Below are 17,581 nucleotides of genomic sequence, written 5' to 3'. Positions count from 1 at the left end.
GAAAGAGGTCGTTTTCGCTGGAATACTTTAAGCTAACCAAAACAATTTCACTGAAAGAAAAGGGTCTGCTTTTAAAAGACTACTTAATTGATCTCGGTATATCGAAAAGAATGCTGACAGATATTAAGTTTGGTGGCGGCGATTTGCTCATTAATGGAGAACATGTCACCGTCAGGTACGAACTAAATGAGGGAGACACGCTCACGATTATATTTCCTGAAGAAAAGGTGAGTGAAGGGTTAAAGCCTGTTGACATTCCGCTTAATATTTTATTTGAAGATGAGCATGTGCTCGTGCTAAATAAAAAGCCGTCTATTCCATCTATTCCTTCTAGAGAGCATCCTGAAAACAGTATTGCAAATGGATTGCTACATCATTATGCACAGCAGTCTATTCATCTGACCGTTCATTTGGTGAACCGCCTTGATCGTGATACGTCTGGTGTCATGCTTGTAGCCAAACATCGCTTTGCACATAGTCTTTTATCAAAAGCGCAAAAAAAAGGGGAAGTGAAGCGTACGTATCGGGCATTTACACATGGCATCATTCCAAAGAAGCAAGGAACGATCAGGGCGCAGATTGCAAGAAAAGGAGACAGTATCATTGAACGAATGGTGGATGAGAATGGTCAGGACGCAGTCACACATTATACAGTAAAAGCGTTACATACTGGTCTGGACATGTCTGATGTGTCTCTTGTACTCGAAACAGGAAGAACGCATCAAATTCGTGTGCATATGCAATATATTGGTCATCCCCTTATTGGTGATACACTTTATGGCGGTACTAAAGAGCGAATGGACCGGCAGGCACTGCACAGTGAAACCCTTGTCTTTCCTCATCCGATGACAGGTGAGCAAATGACGTTTTCGGCTCCTTTGCCTTGGGACATGCAGTCATTGCTCCTATAAAAAATAAACATGCTAGCCTGCTAAGATATGCTCTCCTAAAGGGAGACAGATGAACTAAAAAAATCTGTTTGCCTTAGGGGAGTTTTTTCATGACTGGAATCTTTCGTACGCCAGATTTCTAAGGGCAGATCATTGATTTTTCAAAGATAGTTGCCTGTTCTATCCACGGTTTTTCAGTTCGTATCCAAGTTTGTCTATGAGAGTGATCAGCTCTTGGTAGTAGCCAATGATCTGACTATAATGTGATGCTGAGGGATTTTCTTTTTATCGGAGATTTCGTATTTATGCGTTTTTTCAGAGAAGTATCCAGTTTAGTGCCGCATGGTGACGCGACGCTGAGAAGCGGTGATCGAGTGCTTGTGTCTGGTTGCAAGGCATATGTTGCAGAACTTAACGCACAGTTAGAGTTGCAATGAACGCTTGACCAATGAACAAATCATGATTAAGATAGAAGTAACAAAACCATATAAATGATCCACTAGGGGAGTCCTTCAAAAGGGCTGAGATAAAAGTGTAGACTTTTAGACCCTCATTACCTGAACAGGTTCATACCTGCGTAGGGAAGTGGTGCGGTATTTGACTATGCTTTTTACAAATTCCAAGCCACTTTCCATGCGGAAAGTGGCTTTTTTATATGACAAAAAACAGGAGGAGAGGAACATGACATTTTCAGAGGAGTGTAAAGAGGCAGCAGCAAAATGGTGGAATGGAAGCTTTACGCACCCGTTTGTCAAAGGAATTGGGGATGGAACGCTTTCACTCGATCGTTTCACCTATTACGTCATGCAGGATTCGTATTACTTAACCCATTTTGCAAAAGTGCAATCATATGGAGCTGCTATGAGTGAGGACTTACATACCACTGGCAGAATGGCGTACCATGCGCAGGGCACTTATGAAGCAGAACTATCGCTGCATAGAAAGTTTACAGAGCTCCTTCATATTTCTGAAGAAGCACTAGCTAATTTTAAGCCTTCTCCAACTGCTTATGCATATACCTCACATATGTACCGATCTGTAAAAAGTGGACGATTTGAAGAAATTTTAGCAGCGCTATTGCCATGCTACTGGTTATATTACGAGGTTGGTGAAAAATTGAAACAAACCACACCAGAACATCCAATTTATCAAGAATGGATTTTAACATATGGAGGAGATTGGTTTAAAGAGCTCGTCTTTGAACAGGTTAACCGTTTCGATGAACTTGCAGAACAAGCATCAGAACATGTGCGATCCAATATGAAAGAAAATTTTGTGATCTCCAGCTATTATGAATACCAGTTCTGGGAGATGGCGTATAAAAAGGAAAAATGGGATACAGCTTGCTTAGATGGGGTTGGTACAAGTGGAACTCCACGCAGTGACAAATGATGCGCTTTCCATCGAAGAGCTAGTAAAGCAAATAAAAGCAATCGAACCAGAAGTTGATTTTATTCATATACGAGAACGATCTAAAACAGCCAGAGAGCTTGTTCATCTCGTGAATCGGCTCCTTGCTGTAGGGGTATCCAAAGAGAAAATGGTGATCAATGACCGAGTAGATGTCGCGCTTCTAACGAATATTCACCGTGTACATCTCCCAGGACACAGTTTTTCGCCAAAGGAGCTGAGACAAAAGTTTCCTCATCTTCATGCAGGCGTGTCTGTTCATTCGTTAGAAGAAGCGAAACTAGCAGAGAAGGAAGGGGCAGAGTATGTGATGTTTGGGCATGTATATGACACAGCGTGTAAACCGGGACTAAAAGCAAGAGGCGTGAAGCTTGCGGAAGAACTGGCTTCAGCACTGACCATTCCTGTGGTGGTCATTGGCGGCATCACGCCAAAGCGAATCCCAGAATTGATGCGTATAAGATTGAAAGGAATTGCTGTCATGTCTGGTCTTTTCACGCAGGCAGAACCCAAAATGATGGCGCAAATCTTTTCTGAAAAGCTAAAGGAGAATCCTTATGAAAAAGCATTATGACGTAGCAATTATTGGGGGTGGAATCATAGGGATGTCAGCAGCGTATCACCTTGCAAAAGCAGGCAAACAGGTTGTTGTATTCGAGGAGTATGAGGTAGGGAAGAAAACAACGAGCGCAGCAGCTGGTATGCTTGGTGCACATGCTGAAGGAGAAGGTTATGAAGATATATTCTTTGAGGTTGGTCGAGCAAGCCAAGCGCTATACGAAAAATTAAAAATTGATTTAAAACATGAATCGGGCATTGATATTCGGAAATCAAGCGACGGCATGATGAAACTTGCATTTACCGAGGAAGAAAAACGTGCTCTTTGCCGAATGCAGCATTTATCTACGTTTCAATGGCTTGAAGCCAGCAGTGTGAAAAAACGGATGCCTCAAGTTTCAGATAAAATCATTGGGGCAGGTCTGATTGAGGATGATGTACATGTTGAACCTTATTCAGTATGTCGTGCATTTTTTCAAGCGGCCGTTCGAAATGGGGCGGAAGTCAAAGAATATACAGCAGTAGTTGAAGTGAATCGTCATCAAGATGCATTGATTGTCAGAACGACGCAAGGCACATGGACATGTGATCACCTCACTGTGGCAAGTGGCGTATGGTCTGGACGTTTTTTTGAAGAGCTAGGATTATCTCATTCTCTTTATCCAGTGAAAGGAGAATGTGTGTCTGTATGGAATAACGGTCCAGCACTTGAACACACCATTTATCATGACCATTGTTATGTAGTTCAGAGAGACAGCGGGAAACTGGTCATTGGCGCGACGATGGAGCCACATGACTGGCATGCAGTTCCAACACTTGGAGGTATTGAAGCAGTCATTCAAAAAGCAGCTGATCTCATGCCGTCAGTCAAGCAGATGCCAATTGATCAGTTTTGGGCGGGGCTTCGTCCTGCTACAAGCGACCGACATCCCTATATCGGAAGGCACCCAGAAGACGATAGGATCCTATTTGCTACTGGGCATTACCGAAATGGTATTCTGCTTGCGCCGATTACTGGGGAGATCATTCGAAATCTCATACTAGGTCAACAGGTCAAAGAGGATTGGCTTCATGCATTTCGCATTGGCCGAAAGGAGGCATCGCTCGTATGAAAATTCAATTGAATGGGAGAATCGTTGATTTCGATAAAGAGAACGGCACGATTTTTGATCTCCTATCAGCCTATCAACTGGAAAACCGAGTTGTGATTGTGGAGAAAAACCAAGAAATTATTGATAAAGAAGCTTTTCAAAAAGAAGAAATCAAGCCAAATGACACGATTGAAATTGTTCACTTTGTAGGAGGAGGATGAAATCATGCTACACATTGGCGGAAAAACATTCACATCAAGACTATTACTTGGTACAGGGAAATATCCATCATTTGAGGTTCAAAAGGAAGCTGTTGATGTGTCAGAAGCAGAAATTTTGACCTTTGCTGTGCGAAGAATGAATATTTTTGAAGCATCACAGCCTAATTTTTTAGAGCAGCTCGATCTTTCAAGATTTACGCTTCTTCCGAATACAGCTGGCGCAAGTACTGCTGAAGAAGCGGTGCGAATTGCTCGTCTAGCGAAAGCATCAGGGCTTTGTGACATGATCAAGGTGGAAGTGATTGGCTGTTCAAGATCTCTTCTTCCAGACCCTGTGGAGACGTTAAGAGCATCTGAAATGTTACTGGAAGAAGGATTTATTGTTTTGCCGTATACATCGGATGATGTGGTACTTGCAAGAAAGTTAGAAGAACTGGGTGTACATGCGATTATGCCAGGTGCTTCTCCAATCGGGTCAGGTCAAGGCTTACTAAACCCTTTGAATCTCTCATTTATTATCGAGCAAGCGAAGGTTCCAGTCATTATTGATGCTGGTGTTGGTTCTCCGAAGGATGCTGCCTATGCCATGGAATTAGGAGCTGACGGTGTTTTACTCAATACAGCTGTCTCGGGAGCAAAGGATCCAGTAAAAATGGCAAAAGCCATGAAGCTGGCGATTGAATCAGGAAGACTAGGCTACGAGGCAGGACGTATCCCATTGAAAAACTATGGTACGGCAAGCAGTCCGCAGGAAGGAATGCCAGCGTTTTGAGCACTCGTTATTCACGCCAAGAGCTCTTTCAACCCATTGGCACAGAAGGTCAAAAGCGGCTTCTTGCTTCCAAAGTAGTTATTATTGGAGCGGGAGCACTTGGGACAGCAAGTGCTGAAATGCTTGTACGTGCTGGAGTGGGCTCTGTGATCATTGCGGACAGAGATTATATAGAATGGAGCAACCTTCAGCGCCAGCAGCTATATACAGAACAGGATGTACAAGATCGGCTGCCAAAGGCAGTGGCGGCTGAATCGAGATTAAAACTTGTCAACAGTGAGGTCAAGGTGAAAGGGCTCGTCATGGATGTGACAGCTCAAAACATTGATGAACTCATCTATGATGCTTCCATTGTCATCGATGCAGCGGATAATTTTGAGGTGCGGATGATTGTGAATGATGCTGCAATAAAACACCATGTTCCTTTTCTTTACGGGGCATGTGTGGCCAGTTATGGGGTTAGTTTTACCGTTATACCTGGTGAGACGCCGTGTTTACACTGCTTGCTTGAGCATTTACCTGCACAAGGTATGACGTGTGATACAGCAGGTATTATTGGTCCTGCTGTGCAACAAGTGGCATCATATCAGGTAGCTGATGCGCTAAAGTATTTAACTGGACATCAAGTCACACCGATATTACGATCTTTTGACTTATGGACAAATGAACGTGCTGATATTCGTTCCGTTTTGTCATTAAAGAAAGAACAATGCCCAAGCTGTGGACTTCACACATATCCATTTCTTTCATATGATCGCCAAGCGAAGGCAGATGTGCTTTGCGGCCGCAATACAGTGCAAATCCGCAACGCCGCACAAACACCGCCGCCCTTAAACGAAGTGGCTCTTCGGTTAAAGGCAGCAGGAATGGATGTGCTTGAAAATCCGTATCTTCTTTCATGTCAAAAGGGTGAATTCAAGCTCGTGCTGTTCAAGGATGGTAGAGCGCTTATACACGGAACAAGTGATATTGCCAAAGCAAGAACGATTTATCATCAATGGATTGGTTAGGAATAAAAGGATGTGATGATATGACAATCAAAAAAGCGTTAACGATCGCAGGTTCAGATTCAGGCGGCGGCGCAGGGATTCAAGCAGATTTAAAAACCTTTCAGGAGCTCGGTGTGTACGGAATGTCTGCCATCACAGCCGTTACAGCGCAAAATACACTGGGCGTTCACGGAATATATCCACTTTCGGTAGCGGCATTACAAAGTCAAATAGATGCGGTAGCAGCAGATTTAATGCCGGATGCTGTCAAAACAGGGATGCTGTGGAGTGCAGACATGATTCAAGCCGTTGCTGAAAAAACTGTTCAATATCAGTTAAAACTGATTGTAGATCCAGTGATGATTGCAAAAGGCGGGGCGTCTTTATTGAATGAGGATGCTGTCTCTGCACTGAAACAGTACTTACTGCCTGTCAGCTATGCGGTTACGCCTAATCTCCCAGAGGCAGAGGTATTAACGGGGATCCGTATTCAGACAAAGGAGGATCGGTATCTGGTAGCAGAACGTCTCTATCAGCTAGGAACCGAATATATCGTGATAAAAGGCGGTCACGACCCTAGGGATGGTCTAATTACAGACTTACTTTATGATGGAAAAGGGTTTATGGAAGTGACGAATGAGCATATTGATACATCACATACACATGGAACCGGCTGTACGTTTGCAGCAGCATTAACAGCGGAAGTAGCGAAAGGGTTTTCGATGAGGGAAGCGTTTGAAACAGCGGAAACCTTTGTACATGAGGCAATCAAATTTCCTTTAAATATCGGCGCTGGGCATGGTCCAACCAATCATTTCGCTTATAAACAAAATCGAATCAAGGGATAAATATTTCTGACCGTCTTCACTTCCGAGGACGGTTTTTTGATGAATATGAAACTTTCTTTCAACGGAAATTGTCAATAGCGCGTGATCTGTGATAATATTATGATCAGGTACTAATACTATGTCTTGAAAAATAGGAGGCTTTAATACATATGAACTTTTCTTTAGAAGGCCGCAATATCGTTGTCATGGGTGTTGCTAATAAACGCAGTATCGCATGGGGAATTGCACGTTCTCTTCACAAAGCAGGTGCTCGTTTAATTTTTACTTATGTGGGAGATCGTCTTGCTGAATCTGTCAAAGAACTTGCGAGCACACTTGAGCGTGATGATTCAATCATTCTTCCTTGTGACGTCACAAGTGATGAAGAAATTGAAACATGTTTTGCAACAATTAAAGAAAAAGTACAAGTGATTCACGGCGTTGCCCATGCAATTGCATTTGCAAATAAAGAAGAGCTTGTGGGTGAATATCTAAACACGAACCGTGAAGGGTTCCTTTTAGCGCACAACATTAGTGCATATTCATTAACAGCAGTTGCAAAAGCTGCACGTCCATTGATGACAGAAGGTGGAAGTATTGTGACACTTACTTACCTAGGCGGAGAGCGTGTGGTGTCTAACTACAACGTGATGGGTGTAGCGAAAGCAGCGCTTGAAGCAAGTGTGAAATATTTAGCGGCTGATTTAGGGGCAGAAGGCATACGTGTGAACAGTATCTCTGCTGGTCCAATTCGTACACTGTCTGCAAAAGGCATCAGCGGCTTTAATACCATCTTAAAGGATATTGAGGAGCGTGCACCGCTTCGCCGCACAACCACTCCAGAAGAAGTTGGCGATACGGCTTTATTTTTGTTTAGTGATCTTTCAAGAGGCATGACAGGCGAAAATCTTCATGTCGATTCAGGCTTTCATATTATTGCCCGATAACTGAATGAATTGACTTGCAGCATACTAATCATAGGTATGCTGTTTTTTTATTTGTCTTCTGATTTCAGGCTATGGTTCATATATATAAGGAATGAATCATTCGGGAGGGATGCGCATGTCAAATAAAGGTGATGAGAATCAAAAGCCGCTCATGTATATTGTTCAGCCGAGCTATGATGAATCAAAGCCGGTCATGCAGGATATTGTCAGAAAACGAAAGAAGTCAGAAAAACCGCCAACCAACAAAAAAAGCAGTGAAGAGCCGATTGAAGAAATTTTGCAGGAACCTGTTACCCAGGAGATAGAGAAGAAAAAGGAAGACGAATCAAAAGCGCTTCACCAAGAAGCGGACATTATACAAGAAACAGAAAAACAGCCAGCAGCCGTTTTTCATGAAACAAAAGAAGAGCCGAGAAGAAAAAGAGTAAAAAAACCACTAAGTCAAATGACCATTGACGAGAAAGTGGATTTTCTCACCAGTCTGCCTCATAATATGCCAAGAGCTCTTTGCTTGATTGAGGCGGAGGGGAAAACTTACAGAGGTATTGTGATGGAAAGGCACGATGATGCAGTGATCATTCGAACAGCGGGTGGAGGAAATCCGGTTGAATTAACAATTGATCAAATTTCTTCCATTCATCCGCTTGGATTTTAAAGAAGGAACACAAAAAAGTCCCATAAGGGGACTTTTTTGGTTAATGCCTACGGTTGATGAGTCTTGGATTTAAGCACTCAATTGCGCAGAAGCAGTCAAGATCTACTTCGATGCAGTAATTTGATTTTTCTAATCGGAACACATCACATACGGCATCTTGATCTGTAAAATCTAAAATATGACGGTCTTTGTCAAATGCAATAAGCAAGCTGAGTGTTGCACAGTGATCAGAGATGTGTTCGACTCTGAAAAATGCAGTGCTGAAGCAAGGTCCTGCATCTACCTCTCCGACGTTTCCAAATGCGACGAACGGTTTTGATTTTGAGGTAAATAGGACAAATGGGACAGTGTCGCCTAATGAATGTGAAGGGGAAAGGAGATTGCTATAACAGCTACTTGGGCATTTTTCTTCGACAGCATTTTGTAAGTCGTTTATATTTTCAACAGCCTCTGCTACACAGTTCCATGATTGATTGCGGCTCATATTCTACCCTCCTATATAAGGAATTTTGTTTGAGTATTTCCGAGCACTGTCATCATCATTACCGATGATTCTTATGTCGTAACGGTTGATGCCTTTTGTTTCAATCAATGCGGAGCGGCCGCTTACTTGCTGACTGCTCTGCATGATTGATTGCCATTCGTTAGGAAGGGGATGCTTTTACTCATGACAAGTTAGGTCAACGGACGATCAATTTAACCGTGGTGATGATGCTTTTTATCTTTAGTTGGCAGTACTCTGTCTACAAGTTCTGGATTTAAACATTGAATAGCGCAGAAGCAGTTTAAATCAACTTCGATACAAAATTCCGTTTTTTCTAAACCGAAGAAGTCTTGATCACAAGGGTGACACACGCTCAGCGTATGTCCGTGCACATCGACAGGTCTTAAAACAGATAATGTGGCACAGCAGTCATTTAATTTTTCAACCCGGAAGAAGATGGATTCAAAGCATTGGCAATCATCTACAAATCCTCCAATGTTTCCGAAAGTAGAAAACAATCCGCCCTTTTTATCAAAAAGTAAAAACGGAATCGTATCTTTCCCAGAAACTGTTGGGCTTAATAAATTACTGTAGCAGCTCGTAGGACATTTATCTTCTACAGCTTCCTGCTCTGCTAAAATCTTATCAACCGCATCGCATACACAGTTTTCATCATGTCGGCCATGGTGTTTTCCGCAGCTCATGGATTTCAGCTCCTTTAACAAGGTATTTGACTTTAGTCCTTAACAACATATGTATGCGCCCTCTGGTTGGTGTGGGTAAATGACTATAATTTTCTATAAAAAAGAAAAGCAGAGCTTTTCGCTCTGCTTTTGGAGATTAGAGGATACCGATTGCAATAATTAAAGCAGCTAGTATTTGTACCAATGTTTGAACAGCAACGGTTACATCTGCATCAATTGTTGAAACTCTTACATCTCTAGAGTTTTCAATAACTAGTTTCTGACGATTTGCTTGTTTAGTTTCAGTTAATTGAACTAGATCTTGTGCAATTTGATCTGCCAGGTCACCATCAGCGATTGAGATGTTGACAATTGCTACTAAAGCAAGCTGAATGGCTGTTTGTATAGATACGGCAACTTGAGCATCGATAGAAGATATATCAATATCACAAGAATCTCTTACAATAATGACTTCTTCAGATACCTGATTTGTCAATGAGATTTGGTCGCCTTCTTGAAGAATGTTTTCATGATCATCGCAGAAGTCATTACAAACAGATTTTCTTTCGTAATGGTCATAATCGTCGTGATGTGAACAGTTGCGATCAAGGGCAACCCAAGAATAAGGTTTGGATTCCATATCTTTTCCTCCTTTCGTTTACTCTATATAATGCTCGTGTTTCTTATTTGGTTTGAGGCATATATCCTGATGAAAAATCCTATTTTTTCTTATTCGTGATTTATTGCCCTTCTTTTCGCTGTTGAATACGGCTTCTTAAAGATTTTCTACGTCTTGTACTTCTAGGACTTGGTTTTTCTTCAATTGCTTCAGCTTGTTTTGCAGCTTCTGCTAAACGTTTTTTCTCCTGCTGTTGTTCTACGAAATCATTTGCCTTTTTTTGTAGATCCTCCACTAATTTCAAAATCATCTTTCTTTGATCTTCTGTAATATTTGCCTTCTGATCATCTGTGACATTGTTTTTCTTTAAAATATCACTGACAAGCAGGCTTGTTAATGGATCAACATCAGTGTTGATGTTAAACCCCTTTTTTTCGTTCTCTTCAGTCACGATCATTTCACCTCTTTCATGTGATATTAGAAAAAGAAAGGGTCAAAGAATGCCGGCTTCAACCAAAAGCACATTCAGTGTTTGAGTGAGAATTTGTACGGAGTTTAGAATGGATGCGTCAGATACTGTAATCGTGACGTTATGACAATTGATGATTTGAATTACAGTCTTCTTTTTTACTGTTACTTGTTGTGTGGATAAAAGTTGATCTGTGATTTCTTCAGCCAATTCATCGTCTGCTACAAGGATTTGAATTAAAAGAGCAATGATTGTCGTAACGGTCGCTTGAAGGGAGAGTGCAGCTATTACATCTGTTTTATGAATCGTGACATTTTCAGAATTTTTGATTTCAATGAAATCATCATAATTGCTGATTAATTCGTTTAACAGTTGTGTGTATAATAATTCAGCACTTTCTTCAATAGACAATACTTTCACTCCTTTCTTTATCTATACATTATTTAATGCGTTAGGAACTCGAGGCGGAATCATAAAACGTAAAAAAGTACAACCCAATTTTATTTCTTATCTATTCATCATGGTGGTCTTTCACCATGCATATATAAGTAAATGACGGAATAAGAGGGAGGTGGAGAATCATGAGCGGTGCTTTGTCATTTGTTATTTTTGCACTTGCATCATTTAGGCTGACGAGATTGATCGTGTTTGATACGATTACTGCCCCGTTTCGCCGTCTATTTCATGAAGAAAAAGAAGAGGTAAACGATAAAGGTGAAACCGAAACATATATTATCATTAAAGGAAAAGGACTTCGGTCATGGGTAGGAGAGTTATTGAGCTGTTATTGGTGTACTGGCATCTGGTGTACTGCTCTTTTACTTGCCATTTACATACTTTTCCCTGTATTTAGCATGTGGCTGAATTTACTATTAGCGATTGCCGCAGCAGCAGGCATAATCGAAGCAATCGTGTCGAGGCTTGTGGAATAAACAGGCATTCTGATCAAACACGCATAAAAAAGGTGCATATACTAACATGGAATAGGAAAGGAAGGGTTGCGATGAAACCAACTGAAACGCCGTCTCATCTGCTACAAGGTTATCCAGCGCAGTCAAATCAACAATCTGTTTATACGAAGAAAATCAAAAAGTCCGGCTGTGGCTGTGGAAAGAAAAAGAAACCTCAATAGGAGAAAAACAAAAGAAACCGGATTTATCCGGTTTTTTGTTGCCCTTTTTCCTGTTATTGCATATGAAAGAGAGAAGGGGTGACCAGAATGGACGCATTTGAACAATTACTTGGCTCTTTGTTCAGCAGACCTTATGACGGGAAAGAACAAGAGCACGAAAAAGTAGTAATGGATTTAGCAGATAAGGCGAATGATCTTGAGCAACACTTAAAGGAGTTTGGCGTGAAAATGGATGCTTTTGCAAAAGAAACAGAAGCATACATGACAAGTCACGGAGAAGATTCTTACTTGTTTAAAAAGCAGAAATAAAATTTCCGCACTTTTTGATGTGATCGTCCAAACCATTTCTTGTTTTTCTCATATGTTGTAATGGAGTAGAGGAGGTGCTTAAATATGAGTTGTTACGGTTACGGTGGCGGCTATGGCGGCGGTTACGGCGGTGGCTATGGGTCAACGTTTGTCCTTGTCGTCGTGTTGTTCATTCTTTTAATCATTGTTGGTGCTTCTTTCTTTAACTAAACAGAAGTCAGAAGGTGAGGGAAGCAATGGGTCAGCCTCTTGCTTTCCTTTCTCTTTGGTCAATCGTGACAGGAGGATAGGCACATATCTCGCCTATTATCATATAGTAAGGTGATTACTCCACAAAGAGGAGGCAAATGAATGGATAATAAATTTTTTAAAAGTGTAGAAAATAAAACGGGTGTGAATATGAATGATGTCTTTAAGCTTGCTGGTTCATTGCAAAATGCCAACTTTAAAGATGAGGCGACCGTTCGAGGAGTCATTAAAAAAGTAGCGCAGCTTGCGAATAAGCGTGTACCTCAAGAACTTGAAGACAAAATTGTTCAATCAATTACAAGCGGGAAAGAAAAGCTAGATTTCAATACGATCTCTAAAATGATGAACAACAAAAAATAAACAACAGGCTCTCCAATCAAAGGGGGGCCTGTTGTTTTTGAGTGAACATTTCACTGTTTTTTTTAAGAAGAGGATATAAAAAGCGAGAACGATGGGCTGTTTTTCCTCTTCTAAATGAAGGAACGGACAGATAAAGGGATTGCTGTGCTCTTGTCATAGCGACGTATAATAAACGGCGCTCTTCTTCAATGGCTTCTTCATGACCATTTCTCAGTTCATCTAGTGCAAAATCGTGAGGCAGCGCTCCGTCGACAGTACAAGTGATGTACACTGTTTGGAATTCAAGTCCTTTTGCACGGTGTATCGTCATGAGCTGAACACCTGATTCGTCTGTTTTTTCCTTTTCTTTTGACTTCATGTGTTCGGCATGTGATAGAAAGGCTTCAATCGTTTCAAAACGTTTCGCTGCTGTTTTCACATCGCGCACATCATCTGCTCCTTTTTCAAGAACACTTGTATCGTTCGCTCGCTTTTTTAAATAATCACCAAGCCCCATTTTTTGCTCGATCAAGGTTACAGCATCGGACGGCTTTAATGTCCGTAAGGTTTGGAAAAGAAGAACGATAGATTGCAACTTTTTACGCTGGAAAGGCTGGATGTCAGTTAGTTTTCCAAGTGCTTCTACCATTGAACAGTCTTCTGTGATGGTCAGCGCCTTGAGTGTGTTAAGCGTTTGTTGCTTTAAAAAGAAGATAGGAAGCAGCAGTTTTATCGCAGCGATATCATCTGCATCTTGACTTAAAGAAAGAAAAGCGAGCAGCATCCGAACAATTCGCCTACTGTAAAAGGCTTTGACGCCATTATCGGTCTGATACGGAATGGCTGATTGATGGAGCCGTTCATAAATGGCTCGTCCTCCCGTATTGGTTCGAAATAATACACAGAAGTCATTCGGTCTTGCACCGTTTGTGATTTTTTCCTGAATATCTGAAACTATCATGGTGGCCTCCTCTTCCTCGTCATATGGATAAAAGAGGATGGGAGGTGTTTTTTCAGAACGAACTGCTTTTAAGGTCTTGACATAGCGATGCTGGTTTTTCTTAATAATGGCATCTGCACTTGCGACAATGGTATGATGAGAGCGGTAATTCGCATGTAAATGAACGATATTGGCTGAAGGATAATCTTTCTTAAAATGAAGAATAAAAGCAGGATTGCTTCCCCTAAAGGCATAAATCGCTTGATCATCATCTCCTACACAAAACAGTTGTTCTGAATCTCCAGCTAAAAGCTGTATTAACTTGTATTGGACAGGATTAATATCCTGAAATTCATCCACTAAAATATACTTGAATCTTTCCTGATAGCGTTTTAATAGACCTGGTTTTTCGGAAAGCATCTGTAAGCACGCAATGGCCATGTCGTCGAAATCAAATTGCTGATTGTCTCGTTTCTGTTTTTCATAAGATTGATAGATGGTCCATATTTGTTTTTCTTTTTCGTCCTTAAGGTCAGGAAGTTCATCGGGTAAATAGGCATTTTTCCAAAAGCCGATAGATTGCAGAATATGATCTGTGGGATAGTCCTTCTCCTCAAGTCCTTCCTTCATGATTGCTTTCCGAATGTACTGTTCCTTTTGCCAGTCAAACTTGATCAAGTGCTGGCCGTTCCATTTGCTAGGATCATCATGCAGCAGCATTTTATAAAAGAGACTATGAAAAGTGCCAATGACGACTTGATTTGCTTGTGATGGATGAAGGTGATATTGTGTACGCAGTCTTTCTTTCATCTCATTACTTGCTTTTGTTGTGAACGTCACCAGTAAAATATGGTGTGCAGGTATTTCTTGTTGTGAAATCAGGTATGCTGCTCTTGCAGTCAGAACCCTTGTTTTGCCACTGCCGGCACCAGCGAGCACGAGCATCGGACCGTCTGTATGGGTGACAGCTTGGAGTTGCGGCGCGCTAAAGGTGATATGAGGGAAGAGGTCAATGGTATGTGTTTTTTCATTTTCTTTTTGAAAGGCTTCACCAAGTTCAATGGTTCTTGGCTTCTGCCATTTTACAGTCTCCTTTTGCTGTGAGGTAATTTGCTTGCCAGTTGGAAAACGGAAACCGCCAAGTTCCTTATAAGAAGAAGTGTCTTTTGATGTTGCTTCGGTCTCTTCTTGTTCAGCCGCTTTTTCACACACCTCTTGCTGAAAGATTTGTTTATGTATAAACGCAGGCTCTTCGTGTATATTTAATCTGAAAATGACGGGATTTCCGCAATATATACAAAATAAGTGCCCTTTTTTTCCCTCGTCATGGAGGAATTGATAATGTTCTCTCGAATATGTATGTAATGAGATTGTTTGATCATGTCGTCTTGCGCATTTCAAAAGCTAGTCCTCCAATATGTATGAAAATCTTAAAAAGAAACAAATCTAATCATAACAAATGAATCGTGTTTCAAACAGTCATAATGAGGGAATAAAAAATAGAAGAGAAGCAAAGGAGGCGTTCTTGATGGGATATATAGCACCGATTCAGCCGGATCTGTATGTTCAATATATCAATCGTCCTGCTCCTCAGGATAAAGAAGACTATGCGAAAGTGACAAAGGTTGCGCGTACCTTTCATGACAAGATTTACAGAGATTTTGAGAGAAAAGAGGACTTAGTCACAGAAGCAGAAACGAAAGTACAGCAAAAAAAGCGGGAACGCTTTGTAAAAGATATGTTTATGGAAGAAGGAAAGGGCATTCATATCAATGTTTATATATAAATGATTGCGCTTTCTTTCAGGGCTTATTGAACGATTTTACCCGATGGAAAAGCCAAGGCATCTTGATTGCCTTGGCTTTTTGTTTTTTATGAGGTAGATAATGTTTTTGTCATCTTGACATGTATGATACCCGCTTCTTCAAACGGTTCAGAAACAGCTTGATAGCCCTTTTTTTCATAGAATGGCTGGGCTTGGACTTGTGCATGCATGACAGCTTCCTGAGCACCTCGGGCAGTAGCTTCTTCCTCTAACGCCTCTAATAGCTTGCGGCCAAGACCAAGAGAGCGAGCTTCTTTTAACACACAAATCCGTTCAAGTTTTGCTTTTGCTCCTTCAATGATGCGTAGTCTAGCAGCAGCTTGCGGTTTATTGTCATCATGATAAATGACAAAGTGTATGGCTTCTTCTTCTAGTTCATCGATTTCAATGTCTAATGGAACTCCTTGTTCTTTGACAAACACTTCTTTTCTTACGAAATAGGCATCTTCTCGTTGTGTTTGTGTTTGGACGACAACTGTTTTCAAAAGTCTTTAACCCTCTTCTCCTAAAATAAATGTTTCATAGACGGTCCAAGACCCGTTTTCTAATTGATATAGTAGATGGAAGCGATCCACCGTTTCTTCATGGTCAATACGGCTTAGCTTTAATGTGCCAAGTACATCTGAATGCTCGTCATCTGATAATTTTTGAGCAACTGTTATATGCGGCACAAAAGCATATTCAGGCGTTCCGCTAATTGGGTCTGTATAGAGCTTCTCATTCAAAGCCGTTAATTCTTCGTTCGGTTCTACTTTCATATAAATGACGTTGTTGACAGGAGCGAATGAACTAAATTTTTGAATACGCAAGGTGATTGGAGAAGCATGCTTTGCATACTCACGTAGCGTCGATACCACTTCATCCGCTTCTAAATCTGTTAATTCAAACGGTGTTCTCAGTGTCAAATGAGGCGGTATGAGTGCATAGTTCGGGTCATAACGTTTCCGGTATGAGTTCGCTATATCTTGCAATTTTTTTGATGGAAATAAAACAACTCCGTATTTCATCGTTTTCCCTCCTGATTAAGAAAGTATTTGCTATTGTTTATTATAACAAAATTCAGTTGATTAACGAATATGGCAGCATTCTTTTTAATGAAGGAGCAATGAGCGGCTGCCAAAACGTCCATTTATGATCGCCTTCAAATGTTTCAAATAAGTAATCTGCACCAGATTGTTCTAGCAGGGCCTTTAAGTCTTGGTTAGGTTTGATAAAGTCAAGCACTTGACCGTCGGTTGTTTTAACAGCTTTCTCTTCTAAACCAATTTGATGGATAATGGCGTAATGAGAAAGTGATGTTGAGCCTTTGACTGCTTTTAAGACCGAATCATCCACGTAAGGAGACTGCAAGATTAAACCTCCGAATAAAGAAGGATAGTCGATAGCAGTCATTAGTGAAATAGTGGCGCCTAGTGAATCACCAATCAACGTTCGCCCTGACCCAATTTGATAGGTTGGGTAACGGTCATCAATGTAAGGAACAAGCTCATTTGCTAAAAAGCGTTTGTAAGCGTCAAACTTTGTGCCGTCTGGATGATACATATTTCGTCTTTCAGTGACATTTCGATAAGGGATGCCAATGATAATGGAACGTTCCATTTCCTTGTTTTGCATCAATTCTTCCGATTGTCTGCCTATTTTACCTAAGCGGAAATAATCATGACCATCCTGTGCAATGATGACATGATATGTATAAAGGGGTGAGTAATTGACTGGTAAATAGATCAAAACAGTCATTTCCTCACCAAGTTCTGTTGACTGTAAGGTTTCCTCTTGAATCATTCCTGTTTTCTTCACCATAATCTATTCCTCCAGCTAACCAAATTCATACATGTGAAACGTTTCCATTCATTGTAACATGAAAAACAGCATTGTTCCTATATCCAAACATGCAATCAAATCAGTTGAAAATCCTCCTGTTATAAAATACAGAAAATTTAATTAATCGTTAGATGGCACTTGAAAAATGACATTTAATGCGTTACAGTATTAAGAATTAGAACAGACAAACAACACATTCTTATCGTGAGAGGTGGAGGGACTGGCCCTTTGAAACCTCAGCAACCGGTATGCTTCACATGAAAGTGATTACCAAGGTGCTAAATCCAGCAAGCAGTTTTTTTGCTTGGAAGATAAGAGGAAGCGATTAAACCCCTTCTTCTTATGAAGAAG

Annotated in this window: 26 protein-coding genes and 2 riboswitches; of the genes, 17 read left to right on the top strand and 9 right to left on the bottom strand. The window is 41.0% G+C overall.

Annotation, left to right across the window (positions count from 1 at the left end; translation table 11 throughout):
- Positions 1-17: 17 nt before the first annotated feature.
- The 11 genes from ABVJ71_RS06205 (at position 18) to ABVJ71_RS06155 (ending at position 8,360) form a co-directional block, all read left to right on the top strand.
- Complete coding sequence (locus ABVJ71_RS06205) at positions 18-911, top strand: RluA family pseudouridine synthase (RefSeq protein ID WP_353856583.1); 894 nt, start codon at positions 18-20, stop codon at positions 909-911.
- 284 nt (positions 912-1,195) lie between these two features.
- Entirely contained in the window at positions 1,196-1,327 is a 132-nt protein-coding gene (locus tag ABVJ71_RS06200) for a hypothetical protein (RefSeq protein WP_353856105.1), read from the top strand.
- Positions 1,328-1,381: 54 nt separating this feature from the next.
- Positions 1,382-1,491, top strand: a riboswitch (TPP riboswitch).
- An 80-nt stretch (positions 1,492-1,571) separates the two neighbouring features.
- A complete protein-coding gene (gene tenA, locus ABVJ71_RS06195) occupies positions 1,572-2,282 on the top strand; it encodes a thiaminase II (protein ID WP_353856104.1) in 711 nt (236 codons plus the stop codon).
- Complete coding sequence (gene tenI / locus ABVJ71_RS06190) at positions 2,257-2,874, top strand: thiazole tautomerase TenI (RefSeq protein WP_353856582.1); 618 nt, start codon at positions 2,257-2,259, stop codon at positions 2,872-2,874. The genes tenA and tenI overlap by 26 nt, the downstream gene beginning before the upstream one ends.
- Positions 2,858-3,970, top strand: a complete 1,113-nt coding sequence (thiO, locus tag ABVJ71_RS06185) for a glycine oxidase ThiO (RefSeq protein ID WP_353856103.1) — start codon at positions 2,858-2,860, stop codon at positions 3,968-3,970. The genes tenI and thiO overlap by 17 nt, the downstream gene beginning before the upstream one ends.
- Positions 3,967-4,170: a sulfur carrier protein ThiS gene (thiS, locus tag ABVJ71_RS06180; RefSeq protein ID WP_353856102.1), complete on the top strand. Its 204-nt coding sequence runs from the start codon at positions 3,967-3,969 to the stop codon at positions 4,168-4,170. The genes thiO and thiS overlap by 4 nt, the downstream gene beginning before the upstream one ends.
- 4 nt (positions 4,171-4,174) lie before the next feature.
- On the top strand, positions 4,175-4,942 hold the full coding sequence (locus ABVJ71_RS06175) for a thiazole synthase (RefSeq protein WP_353856101.1): 768 nt from the start codon (positions 4,175-4,177) through the stop codon (positions 4,940-4,942).
- Entirely contained in the window at positions 4,939-5,952 is a 1,014-nt protein-coding gene (locus ABVJ71_RS06170; RefSeq protein ID WP_353856100.1) for a thiazole biosynthesis adenylyltransferase ThiF, read from the top strand. Before ABVJ71_RS06175 ends, ABVJ71_RS06170 begins: the two co-directional genes overlap by 4 nt.
- Before the next feature lie 20 nt (positions 5,953-5,972).
- The gene (gene thiD, locus ABVJ71_RS06165; RefSeq protein WP_353856099.1) at positions 5,973-6,779 is read left to right on the top strand and encodes a bifunctional hydroxymethylpyrimidine kinase/phosphomethylpyrimidine kinase; all 807 of its coding nucleotides are present in this window, start codon (positions 5,973-5,975) and stop codon (positions 6,777-6,779) included.
- Positions 6,780-6,928: 149 nt separating this feature from the next.
- Positions 6,929-7,705 carry an enoyl-ACP reductase FabI gene (gene fabI / locus ABVJ71_RS06160; RefSeq protein ID WP_353856098.1) on the top strand — a complete coding sequence of 259 codons (777 nt, stop codon included), beginning with the start codon at positions 6,929-6,931 and terminating at the stop codon, positions 7,703-7,705.
- A 115-nt stretch (positions 7,706-7,820) separates the two neighbouring features.
- Positions 7,821-8,360 carry a CotO family spore coat protein gene (locus ABVJ71_RS06155; protein WP_353856097.1) on the top strand — a complete coding sequence of 180 codons (540 nt, stop codon included), beginning with the start codon at positions 7,821-7,823 and terminating at the stop codon, positions 8,358-8,360.
- 40 nt (positions 8,361-8,400) lie between these two features.
- On the opposite strand, the gene ABVJ71_RS06150 is transcribed toward ABVJ71_RS06155, so the two are convergent.
- From ABVJ71_RS06150 to ABVJ71_RS06130, 5 genes are all read right to left on the bottom strand, one after another.
- On the bottom strand, positions 8,401-8,844 hold the full coding sequence (locus ABVJ71_RS06150; RefSeq protein ID WP_353856096.1) for a CotY/CotZ family spore coat protein: 444 nt from the start codon (positions 8,842-8,844) through the stop codon (positions 8,401-8,403).
- A gap of 212 nt (positions 8,845-9,056) precedes the next feature.
- Positions 9,057-9,548, bottom strand: a complete 492-nt coding sequence (locus tag ABVJ71_RS06145) for a CotY/CotZ family spore coat protein (RefSeq protein ID WP_353856095.1) — start codon at positions 9,546-9,548, stop codon at positions 9,057-9,059.
- A gap of 136 nt (positions 9,549-9,684) precedes the next feature.
- Positions 9,685-10,167: a spore coat protein gene (locus ABVJ71_RS06140; RefSeq protein ID WP_353856094.1), complete on the bottom strand. Its 483-nt coding sequence runs from the start codon at positions 10,165-10,167 to the stop codon at positions 9,685-9,687.
- Positions 10,168-10,267: 100 nt separating this feature from the next.
- A complete protein-coding gene (locus ABVJ71_RS06135; protein WP_353856093.1) occupies positions 10,268-10,597 on the bottom strand; it encodes a spore coat protein in 330 nt (109 codons plus the stop codon).
- 42 nt (positions 10,598-10,639) lie between these two features.
- Positions 10,640-11,035, bottom strand: a complete 396-nt coding sequence (locus tag ABVJ71_RS06130) for a spore coat protein (protein ID WP_353856092.1) — start codon at positions 11,033-11,035, stop codon at positions 10,640-10,642.
- Between the two features lie 161 nt (positions 11,036-11,196).
- Here ABVJ71_RS06130 and ABVJ71_RS06125 point away from each other — a divergent pair, with 161 nt between their 5' ends.
- The 5 genes from ABVJ71_RS06125 (at position 11,197) to ABVJ71_RS06105 (ending at position 12,665) form a co-directional block, all read left to right on the top strand.
- Positions 11,197-11,547 carry a DUF1360 domain-containing protein gene (locus ABVJ71_RS06125; RefSeq protein ID WP_353856091.1) on the top strand — a complete coding sequence of 117 codons (351 nt, stop codon included), beginning with the start codon at positions 11,197-11,199 and terminating at the stop codon, positions 11,545-11,547.
- Between the two features lie 71 nt (positions 11,548-11,618).
- Positions 11,619-11,747 (top strand): hypothetical protein, encoded by a 129-nt coding sequence (locus ABVJ71_RS06120; RefSeq protein ID WP_353856090.1) that lies wholly within the window; start codon positions 11,619-11,621, stop codon positions 11,745-11,747.
- A gap of 87 nt (positions 11,748-11,834) precedes the next feature.
- Positions 11,835-12,056 (top strand): hypothetical protein, encoded by a 222-nt coding sequence (locus ABVJ71_RS06115; protein ID WP_353856089.1) that lies wholly within the window; start codon positions 11,835-11,837, stop codon positions 12,054-12,056.
- A gap of 84 nt (positions 12,057-12,140) precedes the next feature.
- The gene (locus tag ABVJ71_RS06110) at positions 12,141-12,266 is read left to right on the top strand and encodes a YjcZ family sporulation protein (RefSeq protein ID WP_099727562.1); all 126 of its coding nucleotides are present in this window, start codon (positions 12,141-12,143) and stop codon (positions 12,264-12,266) included.
- A 141-nt stretch (positions 12,267-12,407) separates the two neighbouring features.
- Positions 12,408-12,665 carry a stage VI sporulation protein F gene (locus ABVJ71_RS06105; protein WP_353856088.1) on the top strand — a complete coding sequence of 86 codons (258 nt, stop codon included), beginning with the start codon at positions 12,408-12,410 and terminating at the stop codon, positions 12,663-12,665.
- A 16-nt stretch (positions 12,666-12,681) separates the two neighbouring features.
- Here ABVJ71_RS06105 and ABVJ71_RS06100 read toward each other — a convergent pair whose 3' ends face one another.
- Positions 12,682-14,985 (bottom strand): ATP-dependent helicase, encoded by a 2,304-nt coding sequence (locus ABVJ71_RS06100; protein ID WP_353856087.1) that lies wholly within the window; start codon positions 14,983-14,985, stop codon positions 12,682-12,684.
- A gap of 127 nt (positions 14,986-15,112) precedes the next feature.
- Here ABVJ71_RS06100 and ABVJ71_RS06095 point away from each other — a divergent pair, with 127 nt between their 5' ends.
- Complete coding sequence (locus ABVJ71_RS06095) at positions 15,113-15,370, top strand: hypothetical protein (protein ID WP_353856086.1); 258 nt, start codon at positions 15,113-15,115, stop codon at positions 15,368-15,370.
- An 86-nt stretch (positions 15,371-15,456) separates the two neighbouring features.
- Here the strand turns inward: ABVJ71_RS06095 and ABVJ71_RS06090 are convergent, their stop codons facing one another.
- From ABVJ71_RS06090 to ABVJ71_RS06080, 3 genes are read right to left on the bottom strand one after another with little or no spacing between them, the layout of a single operon-like run.
- A complete protein-coding gene (locus tag ABVJ71_RS06090; RefSeq protein ID WP_353856085.1) occupies positions 15,457-15,894 on the bottom strand; it encodes a GNAT family N-acetyltransferase in 438 nt (145 codons plus the stop codon).
- A gap of 6 nt (positions 15,895-15,900) precedes the next feature.
- Positions 15,901-16,416 carry a YjcG family protein gene (locus ABVJ71_RS06085; RefSeq protein ID WP_353856084.1) on the bottom strand — a complete coding sequence of 172 codons (516 nt, stop codon included), beginning with the start codon at positions 16,414-16,416 and terminating at the stop codon, positions 15,901-15,903.
- Between the two features lie 52 nt (positions 16,417-16,468).
- Positions 16,469-17,209, bottom strand: coding sequence for an esterase family protein (locus ABVJ71_RS06080; RefSeq protein WP_353856083.1), 741 nt, complete (start codon positions 17,207-17,209; stop codon positions 16,469-16,471).
- Between the two features lie 217 nt (positions 17,210-17,426).
- A riboswitch (SAM riboswitch) is annotated at positions 17,427-17,548 on the top strand.
- Positions 17,549-17,581 lie beyond the last annotated feature (33 nt).

It is taken from the genome of Bacillus sp. Bos-x628, assembly GCF_040500475.1.
GTDB lineage: Bacteria > Bacillota > Bacilli > Bacillales > Bacillaceae > Bacillus > Bacillus maqinnsis.
Note: the sequence above shows the minus strand (reverse complement) of the source record. Positions and strands in the feature narration are given on the sequence as shown.